Origin of the sequence: Vibrio sp. 10N.239.311.G01 (genome assembly GCF_041465805.1) — a bacterium.
Classification (GTDB): domain Bacteria; phylum Pseudomonadota; class Gammaproteobacteria; order Enterobacterales; family Vibrionaceae; genus Vibrio; species Vibrio crassostreae_C.
Map to the genome: position 1 here is coordinate 85,535 of NZ_JBFSRM010000020.1, position 21,617 is coordinate 107,151.

Here is a 21,617-nt window from a genome sequence, read left to right on the forward strand (position 1 = left end):
CTGCACTCGTTACTTGGTTGAATGACGACTGTCTGGCATTATGCGCCCAAGAATTCTCTAGGGCTGTTGACCTTAGTTATTATACAGCAAAGAATGAACGAAGGTAATCAGTGGTAGAAAACAGCCAACAATTAAGTGACCGTTACAACGAACATGGTTACTTTGTTATCAGAAATTATTTCGATGAAGCTCAAATTGCATCGCTTAGAAAAGTCGTGCTGAAATTTCATGAATCATGGAAAGCAGACAACGAAGAATTCTATAAAGAAGAAGCATTTAACTCGTCTTTAATTACGGGAAGCGAATATTTGCTCGCCGACGATAGAAGCGTGCTTTTCGACTTCATCAGCTCGAAACAAGTGATGAACGTGGTTGATGCGGTGATTCCGAACAAACCAGCATTCATGAATACACAGCTGTTCTTCAACCCAGTAAATCCGCAACAAAAAGACTTCTGGCATCGTGACTGTCAATACGATTACGACGTTGATGACCAAATGAAAGTCATCATGGAAACCCAGGTATTGCATCTGCGAGTGCCCATTTTTGATGAGCCAGGTATGGAACTTATCCCTGGCACACACAAGCGTTGGGACAACGAAGAAGAGTACAATGTTCGCCAAGAAGAAAACGGCAAAGTGAGCAGCGATGACATCTCTGGTGGTAAGCAGATACCATTAGCCGCCGGTGACTTATTGGTGTTTTCAGCGGACATGATCCACCGAGGCCGATATGACTTGGATCGTTTGGCTTTGGATATTTTAATCTTTGATTCGGCGGCAGACTATGTCGACTACGTTGATGACGATTGTCTGCCAACACCAGCCATGTTGAGCAACATTTCCGACCCAAGATTATTTATGAACACGCTACACTTAAAATCGATGCAGTACTCATAATCCATAAAGGTGCCCAAACTATGACTGACACTAAGCAAAATACCCGAATTAGCCAGTTCCGTTTCGGTCAGCCAAAAGAATCTCTCAAGTTAGAACATGTCGCTTTAGGGGTACTAGACAAAGATAAAGTTCGCGTACAAATTGAAGCGACTAACATCAACCCTAGTGATCTGTTGTCGATTTATGGTGTGGGCCAATACAAACATAGCCATCAGCCGCCGAGAGTACCGGGATTTGAAGCGGTAGGAAGGATTGTAGAATCCAGCAGTGCTGAGTTTATAGTGAATCAACGAGTGCTTGTGGCAACCAGTGGAACATGGCAGAACTATGTCGATGTATCACCAGATGATCTGTTCCAAATTCCTCAACATTTAGACAATGGCTACGCCTGTCAGTTGTACATTAATGCGCTAACCGCATGGGTGCTAACGACAGAAATAGCCAAGCTGACCCAAGAGGATGTGTTGATCATCAACGCGGGCAGTTCAGCCATCGGTAAGATCTTCTCCCAGTTATCAGCATCACTCGGCTTCAACATCATTGTCGTTACATCACAGCAGACACAATACCCTGCTACTTCCTGTTGGGTGATAGATGCGAACGCTGATCTAGTTTCTCAAATTAAGGCATTAGGCTTGCCTATGCCAACCGTTGCCTTTGATGCGATTGGCGGCTCACCCGGAACCGATCTTGTTCACACCCTTGGCAACAACGGGCGCTTTATCAACTATGGGACGCTGTCGTTGGATTTTTACGAGCCACGCTTCTTTGAGTACGCGAAAAACCAACACATCGATTTCAGCACCTTCTTCTTGCGTTATTGGGAGGAAGCAGAAGGTAAAGATGTTCGCCGTGATAAGTTCACGACCATGCTAGATCACTTCATCACAAACGACATTCAGCTCGACGTTGACCGCTATCTACCATTCGATGAAGTGCAAACCGCGATTGATCTCATTGAATCGAAAACCACACGCCTAGAGGGCAAGATCATCTTACTGCCACAGTAAGTGAGAGTTGGACGATATATACCTTGTTTATTTCAACAGGCAAGACGTTCAACAACTTACAAGCGTGCTTGTTAATACACCATCGCTTAGGAAGTTTGATTAAAGAAATCGAAGATTGAAAAGATAGCGAAGAGTTGTGGTGCATTTCTCCATAACTTAAGTGGTTACGAGATGGTCATGAATCACATTTATTTGAAACATCAATTAGTTATATCATTAGAAATATGATACTGATCACCCATAAGATAACCTCGATTCTATATGGTAGCGTCATACTTAAAACCACGATGTGAACATACTTATGAAAAGACACATACTATCAAGCGCCATCCTACTCTCTCTAGCCTTTCCCACCTTTGCAGCTGATGGCGATATACACGATGTCACGATACTGGGTACTTCAGATATCCACGGTCATTTTATGGCGTGGGATTACGCGGCAGATAAACTCAACACTCGTGGTAGCTTGAGCCAAATCGCGACCAAAGTTGGTGAGATCCGCAAAGAGCAATCTAACATTATCCTTGTCGACGCTGGCGATACCATCCAAGGCAACTTCGTAGAAACCTTCAAAAACGAGCCCGTTGATCCAATGATGCTTGGCTTTAATCACATGAAATACGATGTGTGGGTTTTAGGTAACCACGAATTCGACTTTGGCCTCAAAACCCTCAACAGGGCCGTTACCCAATTTAAAGGGCAGTCTCTCGGTGGCAACATCAAGAACAAAAACGGAAACCCATTCCTGCCTGGTTACACCATCCTAGAACGCGGTAGCATTAAGATCGGCGTGATCGGAATGGATACCCCAATGACGGAGGTCTTTGCGCAAGGTACCAACCGTTTAGAAGGCGTCACTTTCACTAATCCAACCTTGGAAGTGAAGAAAATCGTCAAAGAGATTGATGATAAAGTGGATGCCATCATATTGGTTGCCCATATGGGAATTGAGAACGAGAATGACATTGCCGACACCGGTGTCACCGACATTGCCAATGCAAACCCAGAGCTTGATGCCATCGTCGCTGGCCACATGCACACTCGCATCGATAAAGCCGTTGTAAATGGCGTTATTATTACTGAACCCGACAAATATGGCCGCGCCCTATCTCGTATTGATCTTCAATTTGAAGAGCGCGATGGCACATTCACTCTCGTCAACAAAGACAGCTTCACCTATAAAATTAAAGGTATAGATTCTGATCAGAATATGGACGAGCTATACCAGCCTTATCACAAACAACTCCGAGAAATGGCGAACAGACCTATCGCTCAGCTTACCGGCGTTGATTTAGTCCCTGAAAATGAAATCCGCGGTATCCCTCAAGTCCACGTTCAAGACACAGGCATCAGTGCGCTATACCAAGAAGCGAGCTTCTTCTATGCACCCAAAGCCAATGTCATTGCACTTCAAATAGACAACGACAATGCAGAGCTCGATGTTGGCCCAATCAAAGCCAAAGACATCGCGTACAACTACCAATACGCAGGTGGCGAAATCACTGTCTACCAGATGACAGGCAAAGAGTTAAGAACCTACATGGAATGGTCTGCGGGCTACTTCAACTCAGTGCAACCCGGTGATGTGACCTACAGCTTTAACCCTGAACGCAGAGCTTCAAAATACTCAACTAATGACTTCTTCGCGGGCGTGACTTATACCATCGACCTCACTCAGCCTGCAGGTACACGCATCACCAACCTCGCGTTTGCAGATGGCACACCGGTTACTGATCAAACAGAAATCCGTATTGGTATGAATAGCTATCGAATGGGTCATCTAACCAAGAAAGGCGGCGTGCTAGAAGGTGAATCATTCCCTGTACTCTTTGATACGGAAGCAGAGTATGGAGAAGAAGCAGGCACGATCCGTAATATGACAATCAAGTATCTTAAAGAAGAAAAGAACGGTCAGTATGAAGGTAAAACTCAGCAGCGATGGGCTCTTTCTGGTTTAGAGAGCCGCTACAATGAACAGCGAGAGATCGTAAAGTCTTTGATTAATGATGAAACCATATCAATCCCGACCAGTGACGATGGCCGCTACACAAACATCGCTTCTATCAACGTAAAAGAACTGATGTTCACATCTGACGAAGCCAAACAAGCAGCCATAACCACACGCGAAAAGAAACTGGCGCAGGCAACTGAGCAAGAGAGTAAGCAGATCAAACGCGAAATCACTCTGATCGAAGCACTCAATTAACCCCTGACCTCAAACCAATAACGACTTAACGACGCTTAGAGCGTGGTTAGGTCGTTTTTGTTCCCATTTTCCAACACCACATCTGTACTGAGTAAAACGGTTAATATTGGATGAATGATCTGCAAAGGCCAACTCATAGTTGGACAAAATCTTCTCAGCGAGTTTCCTAAATTAGTGATTATGAATCACTTCAAGTATTGCAAACCTCCAATCAAGTGGCCAAATTCACTCAGCCACTACAGTACCACTACACGGTTGCTATAACGCCAACTCGTAAAGGTGATAAACGTCTTCACTGGTCAACGTTCTTGGGTTGCCTCCCATACAAACATCATCCATGGCTTTTTGAACCCAACCATCAATATCCGCATGCTTAACCCCAAGATGAGCCAGCCCAGAAGGGATACCCACTTCACGAGACAACGTGCAAATCAGGTCCACCGCTAATAGGGCTGCATTAGTGTCGTCTAACTGAGACGTATCCCCACCCATCGCTTCAGCTACTTCCCTAAACGCACTTGGAACCGTTTGAGCATTGAATGCGCTCACCACAGGCAGCAAGATAGCATTACAAACGCCATGCGCTAGGTTGTGTGTTGCCGAAGGCTGATGTGACAACGCATGAACCGCGCCTAATCCGGCTGAGTTGAACGACATCCCCGCTAAAAATTGCGCATCAGCAAGTGCCGACCGAGCTTCTATGTTCGCTCCATCCTTTACTGCCATAGGCAGCCATTTGGCAATTAGCTTAACCGCCTCGAGTGCGGTCGGAAGTGTTAAACGATGGGCGCCAGGAGTCACAACCGACTCAATGGCATGGGTCAGCGCATCCATACCCGTTGCAGCGGTAACAGAGGCAGGCAAACCAACCATCAATGATGGGTCGTTAACCGCAACATCTGGAATCTGTTTGGTGTCGACGATCACCATCTTAACGAGATTCTTCTCATCGGTAATCACCGAATTGGACGTCATCTCCGCCGCTGTTCCCGCCGTTGTATTAATAGCAATAAAGAACGCACCGCTATTCTTAACCAGGCCGACCCCATTATAATCGGTGATTTCGCCTTCATTTGATGTGACAATACGAATCGCTTTCGCACAATCAATAGGGCTACCGCCACCAACCGCAATCAAACAATCGCACCCGCTCTGTTGGTAAAACTCAGCACCTTGATTAACCAAACTAACGGTCGGGTTAGGGGTGACCTTATCAAAGGTGACATAATCGAACCCTTTATCATCGAGTGCACAATAAAGAGAATCTAATATCCCCAATTCAATAAGGTTTTTATCTGTCACTATCATTGCTTTTTTTACGGGTCGACAGTCCAACACTGCAACAGATTCTGCCACCGCACCTACGCCGGATAATGATAGTTTTGGTAAATTTAATGCAAACACCATAGTCATTCCTTTACGGTAAGAGCCCGACGGATCGGGCCGATATCAATTACTTCTCAACTCGCAATCCATACGTCTTGAACTTATCGAGTACATGATCCATCTCTTGGTTTGGAAGCACTGGAACGTCTGGCTGAATCGCTGCACACTTGAGATAAAGCTCAGCCAATACCTCGGTTTCATGTGCTAACCACAATGCTTTCTTCAGATTTTCACCAACGGTGATCATGCCATGATGTTGAAGAAGAATAGATTTACTTTGACGAATGCCAGCATCTACATAATCAGCCAACTTAGGAGAGCCAAAGGTAGCATAAGGTACACAAGGTATTTCTGCCGCGCCCGATGCTGCAACCATATAGTGGATCGCCTGGATTGGACGATTGAGTATAGACACTGCTGTCGCGTTAATGGCGTGGTTGTGAACAACGGCATGGCAATCCTCTCTCGCTTGGTAGCAGGTTAGGTGAAAAGCCCATTCGCTTGATGGAATTTTGCCTTCCTCAAATTCTCCGGATTCGCTTACAAAAACGATCTTTTCCGGTGTCAGATTCTCATATTCAATACCCGTTGGAGTGATCAATAAACCACCTTCATAGCGCACCGAGACATTACCTGCGGTGCCTTGGTTTAATCCCAGCTTAGTCATCTCTAAGCATGTATCGATAATGTCTTGTGCTAGTTCATTTCTTGTTATTGTCATCGTATTACTTCCTTAAGCTGGCGTTACGCCTTTCTTTAAAATGATGTTTCCGTATTTAGCGGTTTCGCCCGTCAGTACAACTGCAAAGCATTTTTCGGCGCGGTCGTAAAAATCAAAACGATCCATGTGTTCTAATGCAGGCTTGTCTTTCGTGGTCTTTGTGATTGCCGCCATGTATTTCGATTCAACTGTTGGGTCGAGCTGGTCACCCTCTACTGCTTGCATCATGATCAGCGGGCTTTGGCAGTACACGTCGAGCTCAAATAGCGGTATTGTGCCCTCTAACAGCGTATCGATATTCACGCCATCGGCTCTTAGCACCACATGCGATCCAAACGTCTCCGCAGGAAAATGGGCGTCGGCAAACAGAATTTCATCGCCATGCCCCATTCGACTTAATACGGCAAGCAGTTCTGGGCTTATTGCCGGATGGATTCCTTTAAGCATTGTGTATTTCCTCCAATAACTGGGCGTATTGTTCACGGCTCTCAGACGGGGTGATGACTTGGTAAGCAGGCTTCATATTTTCTTGGGCATGATTGGCATCAATAAATACCCCAGCCCCTGCAAAGGCATACATCGCTGCCCCCGTCACTGTGGCTTCAGGCTGTTCAACCACATGGATAGGGATGCCAACAACGTCAGCTCTTATTTGGTTCCACAGTCTATTTTTAGACCCACCACCCACCACCATTAAACACTCGGTATTTAAGCGACAAGTCGTGGAAAGATAGTGCAGACTGCTCTTGAGTTTGAAGGCCAGTCCTTCTAGAGCGGCGCGGTATATCTCGCCCCTTGTGGCATTAATGGACAGGCCAGTAATCGCACCATTTCCTTTACCGTCACCACCAAGTAAAAAGGATGGATCGAACCTAACGCCATTTGCACCGATAGGGGCCGCTTCCCCTTCCGAAACCATCACCGCGTATTTACTGCTGCTCTCGGCAATATCCGTAAAGTAGGTGTTGGCGACCCATTCCATTACTGCACTAGAGAGCCATTGGATTGCTGGGTTAAACAAATCATTTTTAGCATCAAGCTCTGTTGTCATGCCCTCTTTGAGATAGTCAGGTTTTAACTGAGGACGTGGCGAACGAGCCATCAAGATCTCCCAAGTCCCTGAGCTTAAGAAAGACTGATTCTCTTTGGCACCAGAGCCGAACAAAGCAAACTGAGTGTCGTGACCTGCTGAAATCACTGGAACTCTGTTTGGAATGCCAAGCAGGAAGGCGACATCGTCTTTTAAACAACCCACTATTTCGCCCGCTTCAACCATGGGAGGAAAGTGCGCCTTCGTCAGCTCTAGGTACTGTAATACCCCTTCATTCCAGTCACCGCTGTCTAGGTCCGTCATCATCGACGTGCCAGCCATCGTTCGATCGGTTGTTAATTCGCCCGTCAGCTTTTGTGTCAACATCGACGAAATAAACACCCACTTATCCATATTGCTATAGACTTTTGGTTCGTTGTCTTTCAACCACTTAAGCTTGAATAAGGTATTGAACGAATAATCCCCGATGCCGTTGGTCAAATACAGTTCATCGCGGTCAATATCTTGCGAGATCTGGCTCATCACAGGCGCGGTACGAGCACATTTCCAAGAAATAATGGGATAGATCTGCTTTCCATCTTTATCGAAGGGCGCCCCGTCCACTCCAAAGGTAGTGACAGAAACGGCAACAATATCCGTCGAATTAATTTGAGCCGTTACCTGCTTTGAACACTCAACAAGCTTTTTCCAAATCTGTTGAAAATCCCAAACATGTTTAGTGCCATTCTGTAGCGTTTCATTAGCAATATAGTGCGACGCAACAATTTCACCTTGCTGGTTAATCGCAATAGAGCGGACGTTGGTGGCTCCGCAATCAAGAATAATAGCAATCGACATAACTCACCCCTTTAAGGCCTACCCCAAGTTGGGGCAGGCAAAATTAGTTACCTATTGAATTACTTATAGATAGGGCCGAAGTTCTGACAAGCGCGATAGTCCTGTCCCTCAACATCCTGACCAAATGCAGACCAAGTATGCGGACGAAAGATGTCTTGGCTATCCACGTTATGCATCGATACCGGAATACGCAGCATTGCAGCGAGAGAGATTAAATCGCCGCCAACGTGGCCTGAAGTGATAACACAGTGGTTAGCGCCCCAGTTTGCCATAACGTCATAAACCGATTTAAATGCGCCTTGGCCAGTCAAGCGAGGGACGAACCAGGTCGTTGGCCAAGTCGCGTTAGTGCGCTCATTTAGGGTATTATGAACATCTTCTGGCAGTTCGATAGAGTGCCCCTCAGCAATTTGCAGCACTGGACCAATACCCGAGATAATGTTGATTCGATGCATAGTAAATGGCATACCACCTTCAGTTAGGAACTGAGACGAGAAGCCGCCCCCACGGAAGTATTCTTCAATGGCTGGGCACCATTTCGTTGCATTTAGAGACGCTTCAACGTCGGCTTGTGTCAGTTCCCAGTGCGGTTTCATCGCCGGCTTACCATCAGCTGTTCTCGCTTTACCTGCCCCATCGAGCGCTGCTGAGCCAGAGTTAACCAGGTGCAAGAAACCGGAATCTGGGCGGGTCCCTGTCACACGCTCTACCGCATCTTCAGACCAGTAGGTACGAACATCATGGAAAACCTGAGCCTCACCCGTCAGTAGCTTACCAAACATCATATTTACGCCGTTCAACGCGTCGTTTTCTGTTGCCACACAGATTGGTTCACGAATGCCGTTCCAATCAAATGAGGAGTTCAAGATGGCCTCTGAAAAATCGCCATTGGGCAAATGATCTGTCCAATGACGCTGACCTTGGAAGCCAGCCAGAATAGCATTGTGTCCTAGCGATTCTTCACCAAAGCCTAGCTCTGCAAGTTTTGGGTTGCCTTGCATCAAATCGCGCATGATCATGGTCATCTTAATGACGGTATCCCAATCCTCTGCTTTACGCTCTTCGGTGAAAGGGGTGCCGTTATAATCTTTACCTTCTTTACACCAGTCTCGTACCCAAGCACGTGCCAGTTCAAACTCTTTCTTGTCATAGACTTCTCGATCCAAACGGCGTTTGATTTCTGTCATATCGACATATTCATTACGCATGCCCAGATACTTCTGGAAGAACTCAGGGTTAACCACAGAGCCCGCGATGCCCATAGATACAGAGCCCATCGAGAGATAAGATTTACCGCGCATTGACGCGACGGCTAAACCTGCACGGCAGAAGCGAAGAATCTTGTCCTGTACGTCACTTGGGATTGACTCGTCTCCTGCGTCTTGCACTTCTTTGCCGTAAATTGAGAATGCCGGTAAACCCACTTGTGAGTGGCCTGCCATCGCGGCGGCTAGGTATACTGCACCTGGACGCTCAGTACCATTGAAACCCCAGATGGCTTTTGGTGTATGCGGGTCCATATCAATGGTTTCTGTGCCATAACACCAACACGGTGTTACTGTCAGTACAAGGCCCACATTTTCACGTTTAAATTTGTCAGCCGTCGCAGCAGATTCTGCTACACCACCAATACAAGAGTCGGCAAGGATACACTCCACTTTCTCTCCGCTAGCATGGCGAATATTCTCTTGAATAAAATGAGCTGCGCGCTGAGCCATTCCCATAGTTTGATCTTCAAGAGATTCGCGTACACCCATTTGACGACCGTCGATGGTAGGACGAATACCGATTTTAACTAACTGTGACATCATTGATGTTCCTTATTATTTCTTTAATTCAGGGGGCAGGTTAATGCTGCCCCTGTGGATAATTCTTTACTTAACTTGGTAACCTTTTGCGCCGTAGTACACTAGGTAAACGAAGCCAATGAATGGGATAGCAAATGCGGCACCAATGCCTGCTGCATCTGAGATTTGCCCCATGATGGCGGTTAGCAGTGCACCACCCAGGATTGCCATGATTAAGAAGCTTCCACCAAACTTTGAATCAGACCCTAAATCTCTCAGTGATAGCCCAAAAATAGTCGGGAACATCAGAGACATACATGCAGACACACCGACTAGTGCATAAGCTCCTGCTAACCCACCCACTACCATGATTACAGCGACTAAAATCGCAGCGATCGCAGCCAAAGCAGCAAGTAGTTTTTGTGGTTCAATGTGTTTCATCAGCGCGACACAAACCCAGCGCATGACAGAGAAAATCACAATAGATGTCAGTAGGTATGTTGACGCTTCTGCTTCTGTACCGCCGACTTCTTGCATCACGTAACGAATAGTCCATGACCAACAACCAATTTGCGCACCGACATAGAAAAACTGAGCTAACACGCCTTTGGTGAAGTGGCTTCGCTTGACAATACGGCGGTACGCCTGACCAAATGTAGACTCACCGGTAGTACTTGTGTCCTTTGCGGCCGGCATCTTAGTTTTAAGAATCAATAGCCAAATTAAAGCAATAACAACTGCTACGCCCATATAGGGCATCATTACTGCGTACAGTTCGTCAGATTGAATTTTCGCTAGTTCGTCAGCAGCCATGGCCGCACGTTCACTATCCGTTGCAGGGTTTAGTTGCGATAAGATGTAAAATTTGCCAATTAACACCCCAGTGATCGAACCAATAGGGTTACAAGCTTGAGCAATATTTAGACGTCGAGTTGCGGTTTCTTCAGGACCCATCGCTAATATGTATGGGTTGGCACTTGTTTCTAGAATGGAGAGACCGCCAGCTAGAACAAATAATGCCAGCAAGAAAGGTAAATATTCCATTGCTTGCGCGGCGGGATAAAATAGCAGTGCGCCGGTTGCAAACAATCCAAGGCCCAAAAGCACTCCGGCTTTATAACTGTATCGCTGTATGAAAAGCGCAGCGGGAAGAGCCAAACAAAAATAAGCGCCATAGAAAGCCGTTTGTACCAAACCGGATTGCATATCGGTTAAAGTAAATACTTTTCGAAACTGTGCAATAAGTACATCAGTCATGTTATTTGCCAAACCCCACATGGCAAAACAACAACATAGTAGCCAAAAAGCAAATTTAATTTCCTTTGGTATTACCTCTACTTTATTATTCCTCTGTGTTTCAGACGAACTTATATTGAGAGTATCATTCATAAGATATCCTTATTTATTAATTAAATTATTTATTTTTATTTTAAAGTTTATTTTGTTTCACGTTATTACAAATCAGTTATTACTACATCTACCGATTCGTTATCACATATTTTAAGAAGACTTCTTTTTTTGTATTTAGATTTATCGGCAATTAGAATAACTTGATCAGATATATCGATAAAACTTCTTTTTATTTGATAGTTATATTCATTTGAATCCCAAACTCCTGAGTCATAATCAAACCCAACGCAGGAAAAGAAGCAGACGTCCAAAGACATATTAGCCAGTGTCTCCACTGCTAGTGGACCATAGAAACTACTGTACTTCTCGGAATAACTGCCACCAGTACAAATTACATTAATATTACTTTTACCTTCAAGGGCAATAACATTCTGAAGAGAATTGGTAATAATAGTGCAACTGATATTTGGAATCTCTCGAGCGAGACACCAACTCGATGAACTTGCGTCTAAACCTATTACCATTTCTTCTTTAATATAATCTAACGCTTTGCTTACCAGTAATTCCTTTTCTTCTATATAGTCCTTAGAACGCGCATGAAAAGAAAGACCTTCATCAATTTCTTGAACACTAATAGCCCCACCATGAACTCTTTTAAGTGCGCCCGATTCATCAAGCTTTTTTAAATCTCGACGAATGGTTTCCACAGAAACATTAAAGGCTTCTGCTATTTCTTCGACGGTTGCACTTCTTTGATCATTTATTAGTTCAACAATTTGTAGGCTTCTCATAATGGTCTCCCGCTTGCTTGATTATTAATTTACCAATGAAAAAATGGCAAAACTGTGACGAAATCGCCATCAAGCCCGTTATTGACCGATTTGTGACTGATATTGTGGACTATTAAACACAAATGCCCGAAACTTATAAAAACAGTCATTCATTAATAAGGAATTATAATTGTTAGAACAGCTTGTAATCACCACTTACATAGATTGAATGATATTGCGAATACTTGCCTATTTAGACCAAAGCGTATAACTCAGGAGAGGGGAGGACACGAAATGTCTGCACAGAGACAGTAATAAGAATCCACCAAGTAAACATGAAACAATGATTAGTTGAACTTGGCTAACTAAAGTGGGTAAAAACAAGAGAATTAATACTCTAAGAAACTTGGGGGCATTAACAAGTTAGAGAAACAGCACTATCCCCCTCCCCCAACACACTTTCATAAAGAAAACCTTTAACACGTTAAACCATGATTTATTGCACTTAAACGTGGTCACGAACCGTCTGACGATAAATTCGAAAGCCTCTGAGGTGACTCTAAGCTCCCACAAAAACCTGTATTCCTCCTCACACTGATCTATTTCTCTCTTTTCGCAGTACAAGTTATTAATTATTCGATATAAATCGCTTTCTTTTTCAAATTGTTGTCTACAGTTTTATAGAGCTTGTCGCTTCAGTAATTGCCACAAGTAACGACACCTTTTGATGGTAGGTTTTGGTTATAAGGAAAGGAAATGGAAAGCCCAATTGTCACACTTACACATGCCAGCAAAAGCTTTGTTGATGGCAACGATACCCATCACGTGCTGGAAAATGTCGACTTCGCTTTGGCGACAAGCGCAAGCGTGGCTTTAACAGGGGCGAGTGGCAGTGGAAAGAGTACTTTACTCAACCTAATCGCGGGCTTTGAACCTCTAACTGGTGGCGAGTTGTGGCTCGATAACGAGAACACATCAGATTGGAGAGATCCACAGTGGAGCCGATTCCGCCATCAAAAGCTAGGCGTGATCTTTCAACAGTTCAACTTACTAACCCCACTCAACGTAAAACAAAACATCGCCTTCCCGCTCCATTTGAATCAACAAAAATGGAGCGACTGGTGCGATTATTTAGTTGATGCATTGGGTATCAACGAGTTACTCGAAAGACATGTATCCGCACTCTCTGGCGGTCAGCAACAACGAGTCGCAATAGCGCGCGCTAGCCCATAAACCCAAACTATTGCTTGTCGACGAACCCACAGGCAACCTCGACCACAAAGCAGGGTTAGAGGTTATGAAGCTGCTGAGTGAAATCACCACTCAAGGCAACACTGCGGTGCTTTTGGTTACGCACAGCCCAGAATGCGCCAGCTTTATGCAGACAAAATTGGTGTTAGATGATGGTTGTTTAAGGAACGCCGATCTAACCCCAAGAGCAGCAGCGTTGTGAGTAATCCAATGAAGCAAACTGGCTTCGCTCAGAACCAGCTCACCCATACCAAACTGACTCTGAATCTATTCGCGGCGCACTATCGTCAATCACCATTGCAAGCCGCAGCGATTCTGATCGGCATTGTGTTAGCGGTCACCTTGTTTGTCGCAGTGCAAGCCATCAACCTCAATGCCAAGCGCAGTTATGCAGAATCGACCGAGCAACTTAGCGCTCAAGCGCAGAACCTTATCATTCCACCAGCAGGGCAAAACTATTTGCCGGAATCGCTCTACTTCAGCTTAAGACAAAGTGGATTAAGCGCAGCGCTACCTGTTATAGAAGGGCGAGTAAGAGACGAGCAAGGTCGACGTTGGTCAGTTCAAGGCAGTGAGTTGATCGCCGCCCTCACTTCAAGATCTCGTCACGCTCGCGTCGACGAACAAAGCAACACTCAAACCAAAGAACCAAACATTTCCCTGTTCGACAATGCCTTACCTTTGCCGCAACTCTTAGCGGGTGAACCCATTGTGATGATGAGCCAGTCGCAACACCAGAACTTGGGAGGAGTAGACACACTCACTTTGGATGAAGTGCTCACTCAAGTGGTAGTGCTACCAGATGAATGGCAGCTAGGTAGCCGAATGTTGATGGATATTGGGTTCGCTCAGCAACTGCTTAACAAGCAAGGGCAACTGAGCTACATCGCTATTTTTGACACTAAGAGCGACACTAAGAGCAATCCTCAGGATAAATGGCAAAGCCTTATTGGCGAGCAAGGACGATGGATTTCCAACAACCAAAGTACGGATCTGGGTTCAATTACCGATAGCTTTCACCTCAATCTCACCGCCATGAGTCTGTTGGCGTTTTTGGTTGGCCTATTCATCGCTTACAATGGTGTGAAGTACAGTTTACTGAAGCGTAATCGGCTATTGGTGCAAATTCAACAAGCCGGCATTGCGCCAAGCATCGTGTTTTCAGCTCTGTTAGTCGAGCTGACTCTTTTAGTCACACTAGGCGCGTCGCTTGGTTTCATTCTCGGCATCCAACTCAGCCATTGGCTGCATCCAACCGTCGCGATAACACTTGAGCAACTTTATGGTGCAACACTGCTTCCCGGTACATGGCAGTGGCAATGGTTAGTGCAGGCACTGCTACTCACGCTGGCCGCAACGCTTGTCGCTTGTTGGCAACACTTTAAACAGCGGGTGCGACAACCCCTCTCTTCCCATGGCGGTTTCTATCAAGCGCCGGAAACGTCTAACGAAAATCAGCTGTTTGTTATCGGGTCAGTATTAACTATTCTCGCGTTAGCAGGTTTATGGATGAGCGAACATCATCGCTTCACCATGGCATGGCTCGGTGTGTTAGTGGTATCGATTCCTTTGTACCTGCCCAAAACGCTAAGCGTGCTAGCGAACTGGAGCGAAAAACGCACCCAATCGGGGTTAATACAATATCTGTTTGCTGAGCTACGTGAACTTATCTCCCCTCTCTCACTTGCCATGATGGCGTTGCTTCTCGCCGTCACCGCTAACATGGGAATGAATACCTTAGTCGGCAGCTTTGAATCCACGTTAAAGCAATGGCTTGAACAGCGCTTACATGCCGATATTTACGTTAGCCCTGCTCAAGGTGAAATCGCGAATGTGGAACGTGCGTTAGAGCAGTTTGAAAATGTTGAAACCGTTTATAAGCAATATTATGTCGACGATAACTTGCAGGGCTTACCTACTTTGCTCGACACCAAAGACAAAGACACACTTGAGCAAACCATGGTATTTCAATCCCACCTTGATGATTTCTGGACGCGCTTTTACCAAGGTGAATTCGTGGCGATCAGCGAACCTACGGCAGTGAAGCTCGGCTTGTCCCTTGGAAGCCGACTAAAGCTCGACGCGATCCAAGACAAAACACTCATCGTCGGGGCGATTTTCCATGATTACGGCTCACCGAATGGCGAAGTGTTGCTTGCACCTAATTTATGGCTCGAAAGCGGGTTTACTGACTTACCCACCAGCTTGGGAATCAAAGTATCTGGCGACCCACAAGTGGTGTACGAACAGCTACGCCAACAACTCAATTTGCACCCTAGTCAGCTTTACGATCAAGCACAGATCAAATCGATCGCTTTAGATATCTTCTCACAAACTTTTGCCATCACGCGGGCGCTTAATGGCGTCACTTTAATGGTGGCGGTGATTGGGTTGTTCTGCGCCTGTTTCATGTTGCTCGATGCACGCAAAGCCGCCATTGCAAGGTTGTACGCGCTCGGTGTTAGTCAGAAAAAATTGATGGCGATGGTGGTCGGGCAAATCGTTGTTCTGGTCGCCTTCACTCTGGTTATCGCCTTACCACTCAGCGCTATGGTCGGTTATGTGTTGACGGACATCGTTACCCTGCGCGCCTTTGGTTGGAGTTTAAATTATGTGTGGAATTGGAGTGATGCACTCAGCATCGCAGCCATCACCATTTTAGTGGCTGTGATTGCGACCTTGATCCCACTGTGGCGTTTGGTCAGTAAACCCGTGGTATCCAGCTTGCAAAGTGAGGTGTTGTGATGAATCGATCAATGAGAGTTTTCGTTCTCACACTTGGCATCTTACTCCTTTTAGGGTGTGAGGAGTCCACTCAACCATCAGCTCAAAATATGGGCTCAATACTTGGCACTGGAAAACAAACCGACGATGAAACACAAAAAGAGACTGATCAATTCACACCGGTAGTTAAAGGTATCGACATCGCCTTCCCTGCCGACCATCAAGCACATCCAGATTTTCGTCATGAATGGTGGTATTTAACCGCAAACTTAATTGATGAAGAAGACAATGTGTTAGGTGTGCAATGGACACAGTTCCGCTTTGCGGCTGCACCACATGAAAGTGGCAATAGCACCAAGGAAACTACGTGGCAAAGTCAGCAGATTTACATGGCGCACAGCGCTGTCACCACTAAAAATAAACACTATGCCGATGAAAAATGGTCACGTGACCAAGCTGAACTGGCGGGTGTAAGCGATTCGCCGTTTCGTGTTTACCTCGATGATTGGCAATGGACGTCGACGACCGATGACCTGTTCCCAGCCACACTGGTCGCCAACTCGGATCAATTTGGATACTCGCTTAAGCTTACCAACAACGCGCCATATCAAAAGCAAGGCGAACAAGGCTACAGCACTAAAAGTAGCGATGGCAAAGTGGCTTCCTATTACTACAGCCAACCATTCATCAATGTATCGGGCGAGGTAACTATTGATGGCGTCACCCATCAAGTTTCCGGCAAAGGTTGGATAGACAGAGAATGGAGCTCACAGTTTTTACTCGACTCGCAACAAGGTTGGGATTGGTTTGCGCTAAGGCTGAGTGATGAAACCAGCTTGGTGGTATTTCAACTTCGAAACTCAACTACAGGCAAAGCCAGCTATTCTCATGCGAGGTTGATGAATCAAGATGGCTCCGGCATCGCGATTAAGCAGCAAGACATCAGCTTAACCGCCATCAAGCAAACTAAAATCGACGGGCGTGAATACCCAACAGAGTGGCAAGTTTCGATTCCAAGCCAGCAAATAGAACTGACCGTCTCGGCACTCAATCCAAATGCCAAAATGCCGCTGTCGGTTCCTTATTGGGAGGGGCCAATCATGATTAAAGGTTCTCATTCCGGATCTGGCTATATGGAGTTGACTGGGTATTAGATTGTGTATTAATACAGGTGGAATCTAACAACAAATACATCGCCATAACCATCGACTAAAACACTTTCAACCAAAACCTCCACCACGGAGGTTTTTTGTTGTTTCACGTGTTCTATTTATCTTAACGCCTGTTGAAAAATATCTAATTTAACCAAACACTGGGCTCCCCTAAAATACCAATCTTATGCTTAGGGGAGATAGAACATGATTAGCTCAGTACACAATGACGAACTCAACAAATACATAGAGAAACTAGACTTAAACCTTACCAAGGCTCAGGTTCGTGAACTTGGTTGGCAGCAAAGTAATGAAGAGGTAGGAAAAGAAAAAACAGTATTAGGCTCGTGGTTTTTCTTTTCTTTCTTTGGCTTATGTACGTCTGCATGTCTTGCGCTGCTAATGTATATCTCATGAAGATAAACAAAACAATGACCACGTATAACCAGCATGGAACCTTCAATTGGTTCGAGGTCGACGGAGAAACGTACATACTGTTCAAAGTGAGCAGCAACAGTGCTCTATTGAACCAACACTATGAGGATGTCACCGAACAACAGAGCGAAATATATGGGCTGTTAGGGGCGATTCCATAAGCTCATACTGCACGTATTCACTTATGGTCTATCTATTCACTTGTGGTCTATCTACGCACTAACTAGCGCAAACATCCGTTCTTTTGGCAACAAGACCGAGCTACAACAAACGGTTCTTATACTGCTCTGGCGTTTGGTTCGCGTAACGTTTGAACATGGTGATAAATGGGCTTGCTTGGTTATAACCCAATGTAAGAGCGACCTCTTTAACCGATTGGCCGTTTCTTAACAAGTCCATTGAGTACAGGTAGCGCACTCGTAGTCGCCACTCTGTAAAGCTCATTCCAAGCTCCGTCTGGCAGTGGCGAGAAAGGGTTCTTTCCGTAGTGTGGACACGTTCAGCCCAATCTTTCAGTGTCACTTCGTCGGTTGGGTTTTCTTCAACAGAAGCCAATATAGGCGCGAGGTACTTATTGTCGGTCGAAGGCAAGAAGTGGTGTTCAACCTCACGCTGCGCAAGTTGGTCAAGCAGTACCTGAACGAGCCTTTGATCTTGCTCTTTTTCTGCAACATTGATTCCACGCTCGCGAAAGTCATCGATAATAGAAGACACAATCGGCGTGATCTTTATAAGGCTAGTTTTATCTGGCAGGTGTTGCGTGAGTTCTGGGGCGATATTTAGCGAACAGTAGTCCAAAGGCTTACGGTTATAACTGCAATGCATCACCCCGGCCGGTACCCAAATCGCCAAATGTGGTGGTGCTAGAAATCGGGTGCTTTCCGCTTCCATCTCTAATATACCGCCACTGATCAATTGAACCTGTCCCCATGAGTGGCTATGAACTCGGGTTTCAGTGTTCGAAAGAAACGCTTCAAAATTCATAAATACGTTGGATGGTGCCTTATCAATTGATAAGGATGGGTGAAGGTTTCTGGAGTGTTTTTTCAAACTTGTCTTCCTATCGCGCCTGATGTCTTTCTAAAGATACTTGTAAGTATAACGACCTGTCAAACTAGCCGCATCAACTCATTTGCGACGGAATTCACATGCATTATCTCTTACCATTTTTTACAGTCTGTATCTGGGGCGCCAATGCAATCGTCAACAAGCTTGCTGCAAGCACCATAGAACCTAGCGCGATGAGTTTTTACCGCTGGTTTTTTGCGATGTTAATTCTCACGCCTTTCTGTATTCGCCCGGTGATGAAGCAGTGGGCTGTCATTAAGCCAAACCTATCGAAATTAGCGTTCCTCGGATTTTTAGGCATGGTATTGAACCAATCTCTAGGTTACTACGCAGGCTTAACCACAACCGCTTCCAACATGGCCTTGATCACGTCTTTAGTCCCATTGATCAGCGTGTTTCTAAGCGTTCCTTTGTTGCACAAGTCGATTTCTAGTTTGAGTATTGTTGGCGGTGTGTTGTCACTGTCAGGCTTAGCTCTGATGTTAGGTAAAGGCGACCCTTTGTTCTTCATGCATCAAGAATTGACTCAAGGTGATGGTTATATGCTAATTGCAGCCTTTGTTTATGCGTCTTACTGTGTGCTCTTGAAACGCTGGAAAATGCCCATCAGTAGCTGGGTGGTGATTTACATTCAGGGTCTGTTTGCTGTCGCGATGCTTACGCCACTTTGGCTTACCAGCGAACAGCTTTTACCACAACAACAAGCGATCCCATTGATAGCTTACGCCGCAGTTGCCGCTTCAATTTTAGCGCCTTGGATGTGGGTGAAGGCGATTGACACGATTGGTGCTGACTCAAGCGCGATGTTCATGAACTTGCTTCCGGTTGTTGCGATCGTATTAGCCGCGACATGGCTTGGTGAAGAGATTAACCAGTTCCACATCATTGGTGGTGTGATGGTGATTTCCGGTGTCATCCTTGCTCAAATCAAAAGAAAACCAAGGCTTGAGGCTCCTCTCCCTCAACAAAGCTAAACGCATTACCCAACGCTCACATTAGGGTAAAAATTCAAACTCACGTTTCACACAGCAAATGAGAGTGGCTACTGTAATCCATACTATGATGAGCCCTTACAGCAAGCGAGTAAAACGGAAGATTAGTCTAAACGCTTTACTTTATATCAGCACGATGAGTCGTTACTCAACTATTCTTCAGCAGTTATACCTTTATATCATTACAATCACACACGATTAGTGCGAAATACACTAAAAGGCTTCCCAAACAATAATCCGAAAGGAAATATCTACGCGAAGGATCTATACTTTTTAAAACAGTAAAAGTGAGCTGATAAGAAAACAATAATCACTACCACTTTAGTGGTATCTGAGATACAGCCACTTTAACTAAACCAAATCAACAGCGGTTGGTTGGCTAACACAAAAAAGTACCGACATGAGTACCACACGGCTTAGAAACACCTAGCATTACGCTAGGTGTTTTTTTTGCAATCGACCTATCTAGTGACTTAATCAGTATTTCTATTCTCTTGCTTGATATCACTTCATCCATGTTTGCCATTCGCCTGATACGCCTTTAAGCACCAATATTCATCAACTGATCATCTGTTTGAAAAAAATAGTCTTAACCATGAGATTATCCGCTTTAACTTATGTCATCTTAAGTATATTGTTACTAGCAAGTAACAAGCATGTTACGCAGCAAAATAATAATGAAGGAAGATAGATGAGCAGTAGCAATAGCCGACAAGATGGTAAACGAGACGTTACTCTGCGTTTTTTAGCTGAACCCGGGGATGTGAACTTTGGTGGTAAAGTTCATGGTGGTGCAGCAATGAAGTGGATCGATTTAGCAGCCTACGCTTGTTCCGCAGGTTGGAGCGGTAAATACTGTATAACAGCCTATGCAGGCGGAATTCGATTCGTTGCCCCAATTCATGTAGGCAACCTTGTGGAAGTAAGTGCAAAGGTCATTTACACAGGTTCATCTTCAATGCATATCGCTATCGACGTGCAAGCAAGCGACCCTAAAGAGCTCAATAACCGCCTAACAACTCACTGTATCGTTATTATGGTCGCTGTCGATGAGAATGGTAATCCGACTAAAGTGCCAGAGTGGATACCAGAGACGCCAGAAGACATCGAATTACGAGATTCGGCTATTCGCCTAATGAACATGCGAAAACAGATTGGTGAAGAGATGGAAGCTCACGTGAAGTACCTTAAGTAAGGTCCACCAGCTGCCCTCCCCCTACAAAACCTTATTACAATGCCAAGCGCCTGCTTGGCATTGATCTATTTGATACCTTCGTGCTCTACACAGCCAAATCCGCTGCACACCCAATACAGACGATAAGAGCGTGATACCCAGCCAAAGGTTGAAATGAATCGGCACTTGTTCACTGATTTATTTTGACTGTAATAAAGTCGTCATTTTGCTCTGATTAAATACCGCCAATCATAATAGATGCATTTGAATTTCTTGGAGCCACTCTTGAGCGTCATACGCCCCACTCTTAGCGAGTCTACACTGAACAATTTAAAGGCTGTTGAGTACCAATGGGTTAGAACTTTGTACGTCGAAGGCTACGACAGCAATGAAATCAACCACTATATCCAAACGTGTTTCGGTGGAGATCCGACATTTGCCGATCTATTTCGTCGCGTGGCACTCGATCAAGAAAGCATCTATGTGCTATTGCAACACTTAGGTTGTGCTCCTTCTAGTAAAGAGTTCTAACTTCTAAGTCCCACCAAAAACCAGAAGCATAAATAAACCTACCTCCATAACCCTCATGAATGTCACTTGAATATTCTGTAACTACCTCTCGCTTACCCATACATTTTCAGTGCAATTTCAGGTTTTGTTGCATACAAATCATTGAAGTATCACGCATTGGAATATTCACAACATATCAATAGTACAACAGCCACTTATACTGAGTGTCTGATTTGTGAGACTAGGGCGTGTTGATCTTTCGTGAGTGTTTTTTGAACAGCATGGTAAAGAGTTA

18 protein-coding genes and 2 pseudogenes are annotated in these 21,617 nt (G+C 45.2%); 12 read left to right on the top strand and 8 right to left on the bottom strand.

Annotated features, from left to right (window positions below):
- Nucleotides 1-110: 110 nt before the first annotated feature.
- From AB6D06_RS15990 to AB6D06_RS16000, 3 genes are all read left to right on the top strand, one after another.
- The gene (locus AB6D06_RS15990; RefSeq protein WP_372111003.1) at nucleotides 111-899 is read left to right on the top strand and encodes a phytanoyl-CoA dioxygenase family protein; all 789 of its coding nucleotides are present in this window, start codon (nucleotides 111-113) and stop codon (nucleotides 897-899) included.
- A 20-nt stretch (nucleotides 900-919) separates the two neighbouring features.
- On the top strand, nucleotides 920-1,909 hold the full coding sequence (locus AB6D06_RS15995; RefSeq protein WP_017059992.1) for a zinc-dependent alcohol dehydrogenase family protein: 990 nt from the start codon (nucleotides 920-922) through the stop codon (nucleotides 1,907-1,909).
- A gap of 301 nt (nucleotides 1,910-2,210) precedes the next feature.
- Nucleotides 2,211-4,115, top strand: a complete 1,905-nt coding sequence (locus AB6D06_RS16000; protein ID WP_372111006.1) for a bifunctional UDP-sugar hydrolase/5'-nucleotidase — start codon at nucleotides 2,211-2,213, stop codon at nucleotides 4,113-4,115.
- Between the two features lie 258 nt (nucleotides 4,116-4,373).
- Here the strand turns inward: AB6D06_RS16000 and AB6D06_RS16005 are convergent, their stop codons facing one another.
- The 7 genes from AB6D06_RS16005 to AB6D06_RS16035 form a co-directional block, all read right to left on the bottom strand.
- Nucleotides 4,374-5,522 (bottom strand): iron-containing alcohol dehydrogenase, encoded by a 1,149-nt coding sequence (locus tag AB6D06_RS16005; protein WP_121602281.1) that lies wholly within the window; start codon nucleotides 5,520-5,522, stop codon nucleotides 4,374-4,376.
- Nucleotides 5,523-5,568: 46 nt separating this feature from the next.
- Complete coding sequence (locus tag AB6D06_RS16010) at nucleotides 5,569-6,216, bottom strand: L-fuculose-phosphate aldolase (RefSeq protein ID WP_029236427.1); 648 nt, start codon at nucleotides 6,214-6,216, stop codon at nucleotides 5,569-5,571.
- Nucleotides 6,217-6,234: 18 nt separating this feature from the next.
- Nucleotides 6,235-6,669 (bottom strand): L-fucose mutarotase, encoded by a 435-nt coding sequence (fucU, locus tag AB6D06_RS16015; protein WP_017059996.1) that lies wholly within the window; start codon nucleotides 6,667-6,669, stop codon nucleotides 6,235-6,237.
- Nucleotides 6,662-8,110 carry an L-fuculokinase gene (fucK, locus tag AB6D06_RS16020; RefSeq protein ID WP_017059997.1) on the bottom strand — a complete coding sequence of 483 codons (1,449 nt, stop codon included), beginning with the start codon at nucleotides 8,108-8,110 and terminating at the stop codon, nucleotides 6,662-6,664. The genes fucU and fucK overlap by 8 nt, the downstream gene beginning before the upstream one ends.
- A 59-nt stretch (nucleotides 8,111-8,169) precedes the next feature.
- Nucleotides 8,170-9,918 carry an L-fucose isomerase gene (locus AB6D06_RS16025; RefSeq protein ID WP_372099912.1) on the bottom strand — a complete coding sequence of 583 codons (1,749 nt, stop codon included), beginning with the start codon at nucleotides 9,916-9,918 and terminating at the stop codon, nucleotides 8,170-8,172.
- A gap of 66 nt (nucleotides 9,919-9,984) precedes the next feature.
- Nucleotides 9,985-11,154, bottom strand: a complete 1,170-nt coding sequence (fucP, locus tag AB6D06_RS16030) for an L-fucose:H+ symporter permease (protein ID WP_372099895.1) — start codon at nucleotides 11,152-11,154, stop codon at nucleotides 9,985-9,987.
- 197 nt (nucleotides 11,155-11,351) lie between these two features.
- Nucleotides 11,352-12,038, bottom strand: coding sequence for a DeoR/GlpR family DNA-binding transcription regulator (locus tag AB6D06_RS16035; protein ID WP_048662208.1), 687 nt, complete (start codon nucleotides 12,036-12,038; stop codon nucleotides 11,352-11,354).
- A gap of 735 nt (nucleotides 12,039-12,773) precedes the next feature.
- On the opposite strand from AB6D06_RS16035, the pseudogene AB6D06_RS16040 reads away from it, so the two are divergent.
- The 5 genes and pseudogenes from AB6D06_RS16040 to AB6D06_RS16060 all read left to right on the top strand — a co-directional run bounded on the left by AB6D06_RS16040 (nucleotide 12,774) and on the right by AB6D06_RS16060 (nucleotide 17,739).
- Nucleotides 12,774-13,470, top strand: a pseudogene (locus tag AB6D06_RS16040) (ABC transporter ATP-binding protein).
- Between the two features lie 8 nt (nucleotides 13,471-13,478).
- The gene (locus AB6D06_RS16045) at nucleotides 13,479-16,013 is read left to right on the top strand and encodes an ABC transporter permease (protein ID WP_372099914.1); all 2,535 of its coding nucleotides are present in this window, start codon (nucleotides 13,479-13,481) and stop codon (nucleotides 16,011-16,013) included.
- Nucleotides 16,013-17,146, top strand: a complete 1,134-nt coding sequence (locus AB6D06_RS16050; protein WP_372099899.1) for a lipocalin-like domain-containing protein — start codon at nucleotides 16,013-16,015, stop codon at nucleotides 17,144-17,146. The genes AB6D06_RS16045 and AB6D06_RS16050 overlap by 1 nt, the downstream gene beginning before the upstream one ends.
- Before the next feature lie 204 nt (nucleotides 17,147-17,350).
- Nucleotides 17,351-17,560, top strand: a complete 210-nt coding sequence (locus AB6D06_RS16055) for a hypothetical protein (RefSeq protein WP_017060055.1) — start codon at nucleotides 17,351-17,353, stop codon at nucleotides 17,558-17,560.
- Nucleotides 17,557-17,739, top strand: a complete 183-nt coding sequence (locus tag AB6D06_RS16060) for a hypothetical protein (protein WP_065583542.1) — start codon at nucleotides 17,557-17,559, stop codon at nucleotides 17,737-17,739. The genes AB6D06_RS16055 and AB6D06_RS16060 overlap by 4 nt, the downstream gene beginning before the upstream one ends.
- A 100-nt stretch (nucleotides 17,740-17,839) precedes the next feature.
- Here AB6D06_RS16060 and AB6D06_RS16065 read toward each other — a convergent pair whose 3' ends face one another.
- Complete coding sequence (locus tag AB6D06_RS16065) at nucleotides 17,840-18,628, bottom strand: helix-turn-helix domain-containing protein (RefSeq protein ID WP_065608445.1); 789 nt, start codon at nucleotides 18,626-18,628, stop codon at nucleotides 17,840-17,842.
- 98 nt (nucleotides 18,629-18,726) lie between these two features.
- On the opposite strand from AB6D06_RS16065, the gene AB6D06_RS16070 reads away from it, so the two are divergent.
- The 4 genes and pseudogenes from AB6D06_RS16070 to AB6D06_RS16085 all read left to right on the top strand — a co-directional run bounded on the left by AB6D06_RS16070 (nucleotide 18,727) and on the right by AB6D06_RS16085 (nucleotide 21,343).
- Nucleotides 18,727-19,620 (top strand): DMT family transporter, encoded by an 894-nt coding sequence (locus tag AB6D06_RS16070; RefSeq protein ID WP_372111013.1) that lies wholly within the window; start codon nucleotides 18,727-18,729, stop codon nucleotides 19,618-19,620.
- A 48-nt stretch (nucleotides 19,621-19,668) separates the two neighbouring features.
- Nucleotides 19,669-19,923, top strand: a pseudogene (locus AB6D06_RS16075) (peptide ABC transporter substrate-binding protein); the annotation flags it as partial.
- A gap of 406 nt (nucleotides 19,924-20,329) precedes the next feature.
- A complete protein-coding gene (locus AB6D06_RS16080) occupies nucleotides 20,330-20,833 on the top strand; it encodes an acyl-CoA thioesterase (RefSeq protein WP_019822926.1) in 504 nt (167 codons plus the stop codon).
- Nucleotides 20,834-21,070: 237 nt separating this feature from the next.
- Complete coding sequence (locus tag AB6D06_RS16085) at nucleotides 21,071-21,343, top strand: hypothetical protein (protein ID WP_019822928.1); 273 nt, start codon at nucleotides 21,071-21,073, stop codon at nucleotides 21,341-21,343.
- Nucleotides 21,344-21,617 lie beyond the last annotated feature (274 nt).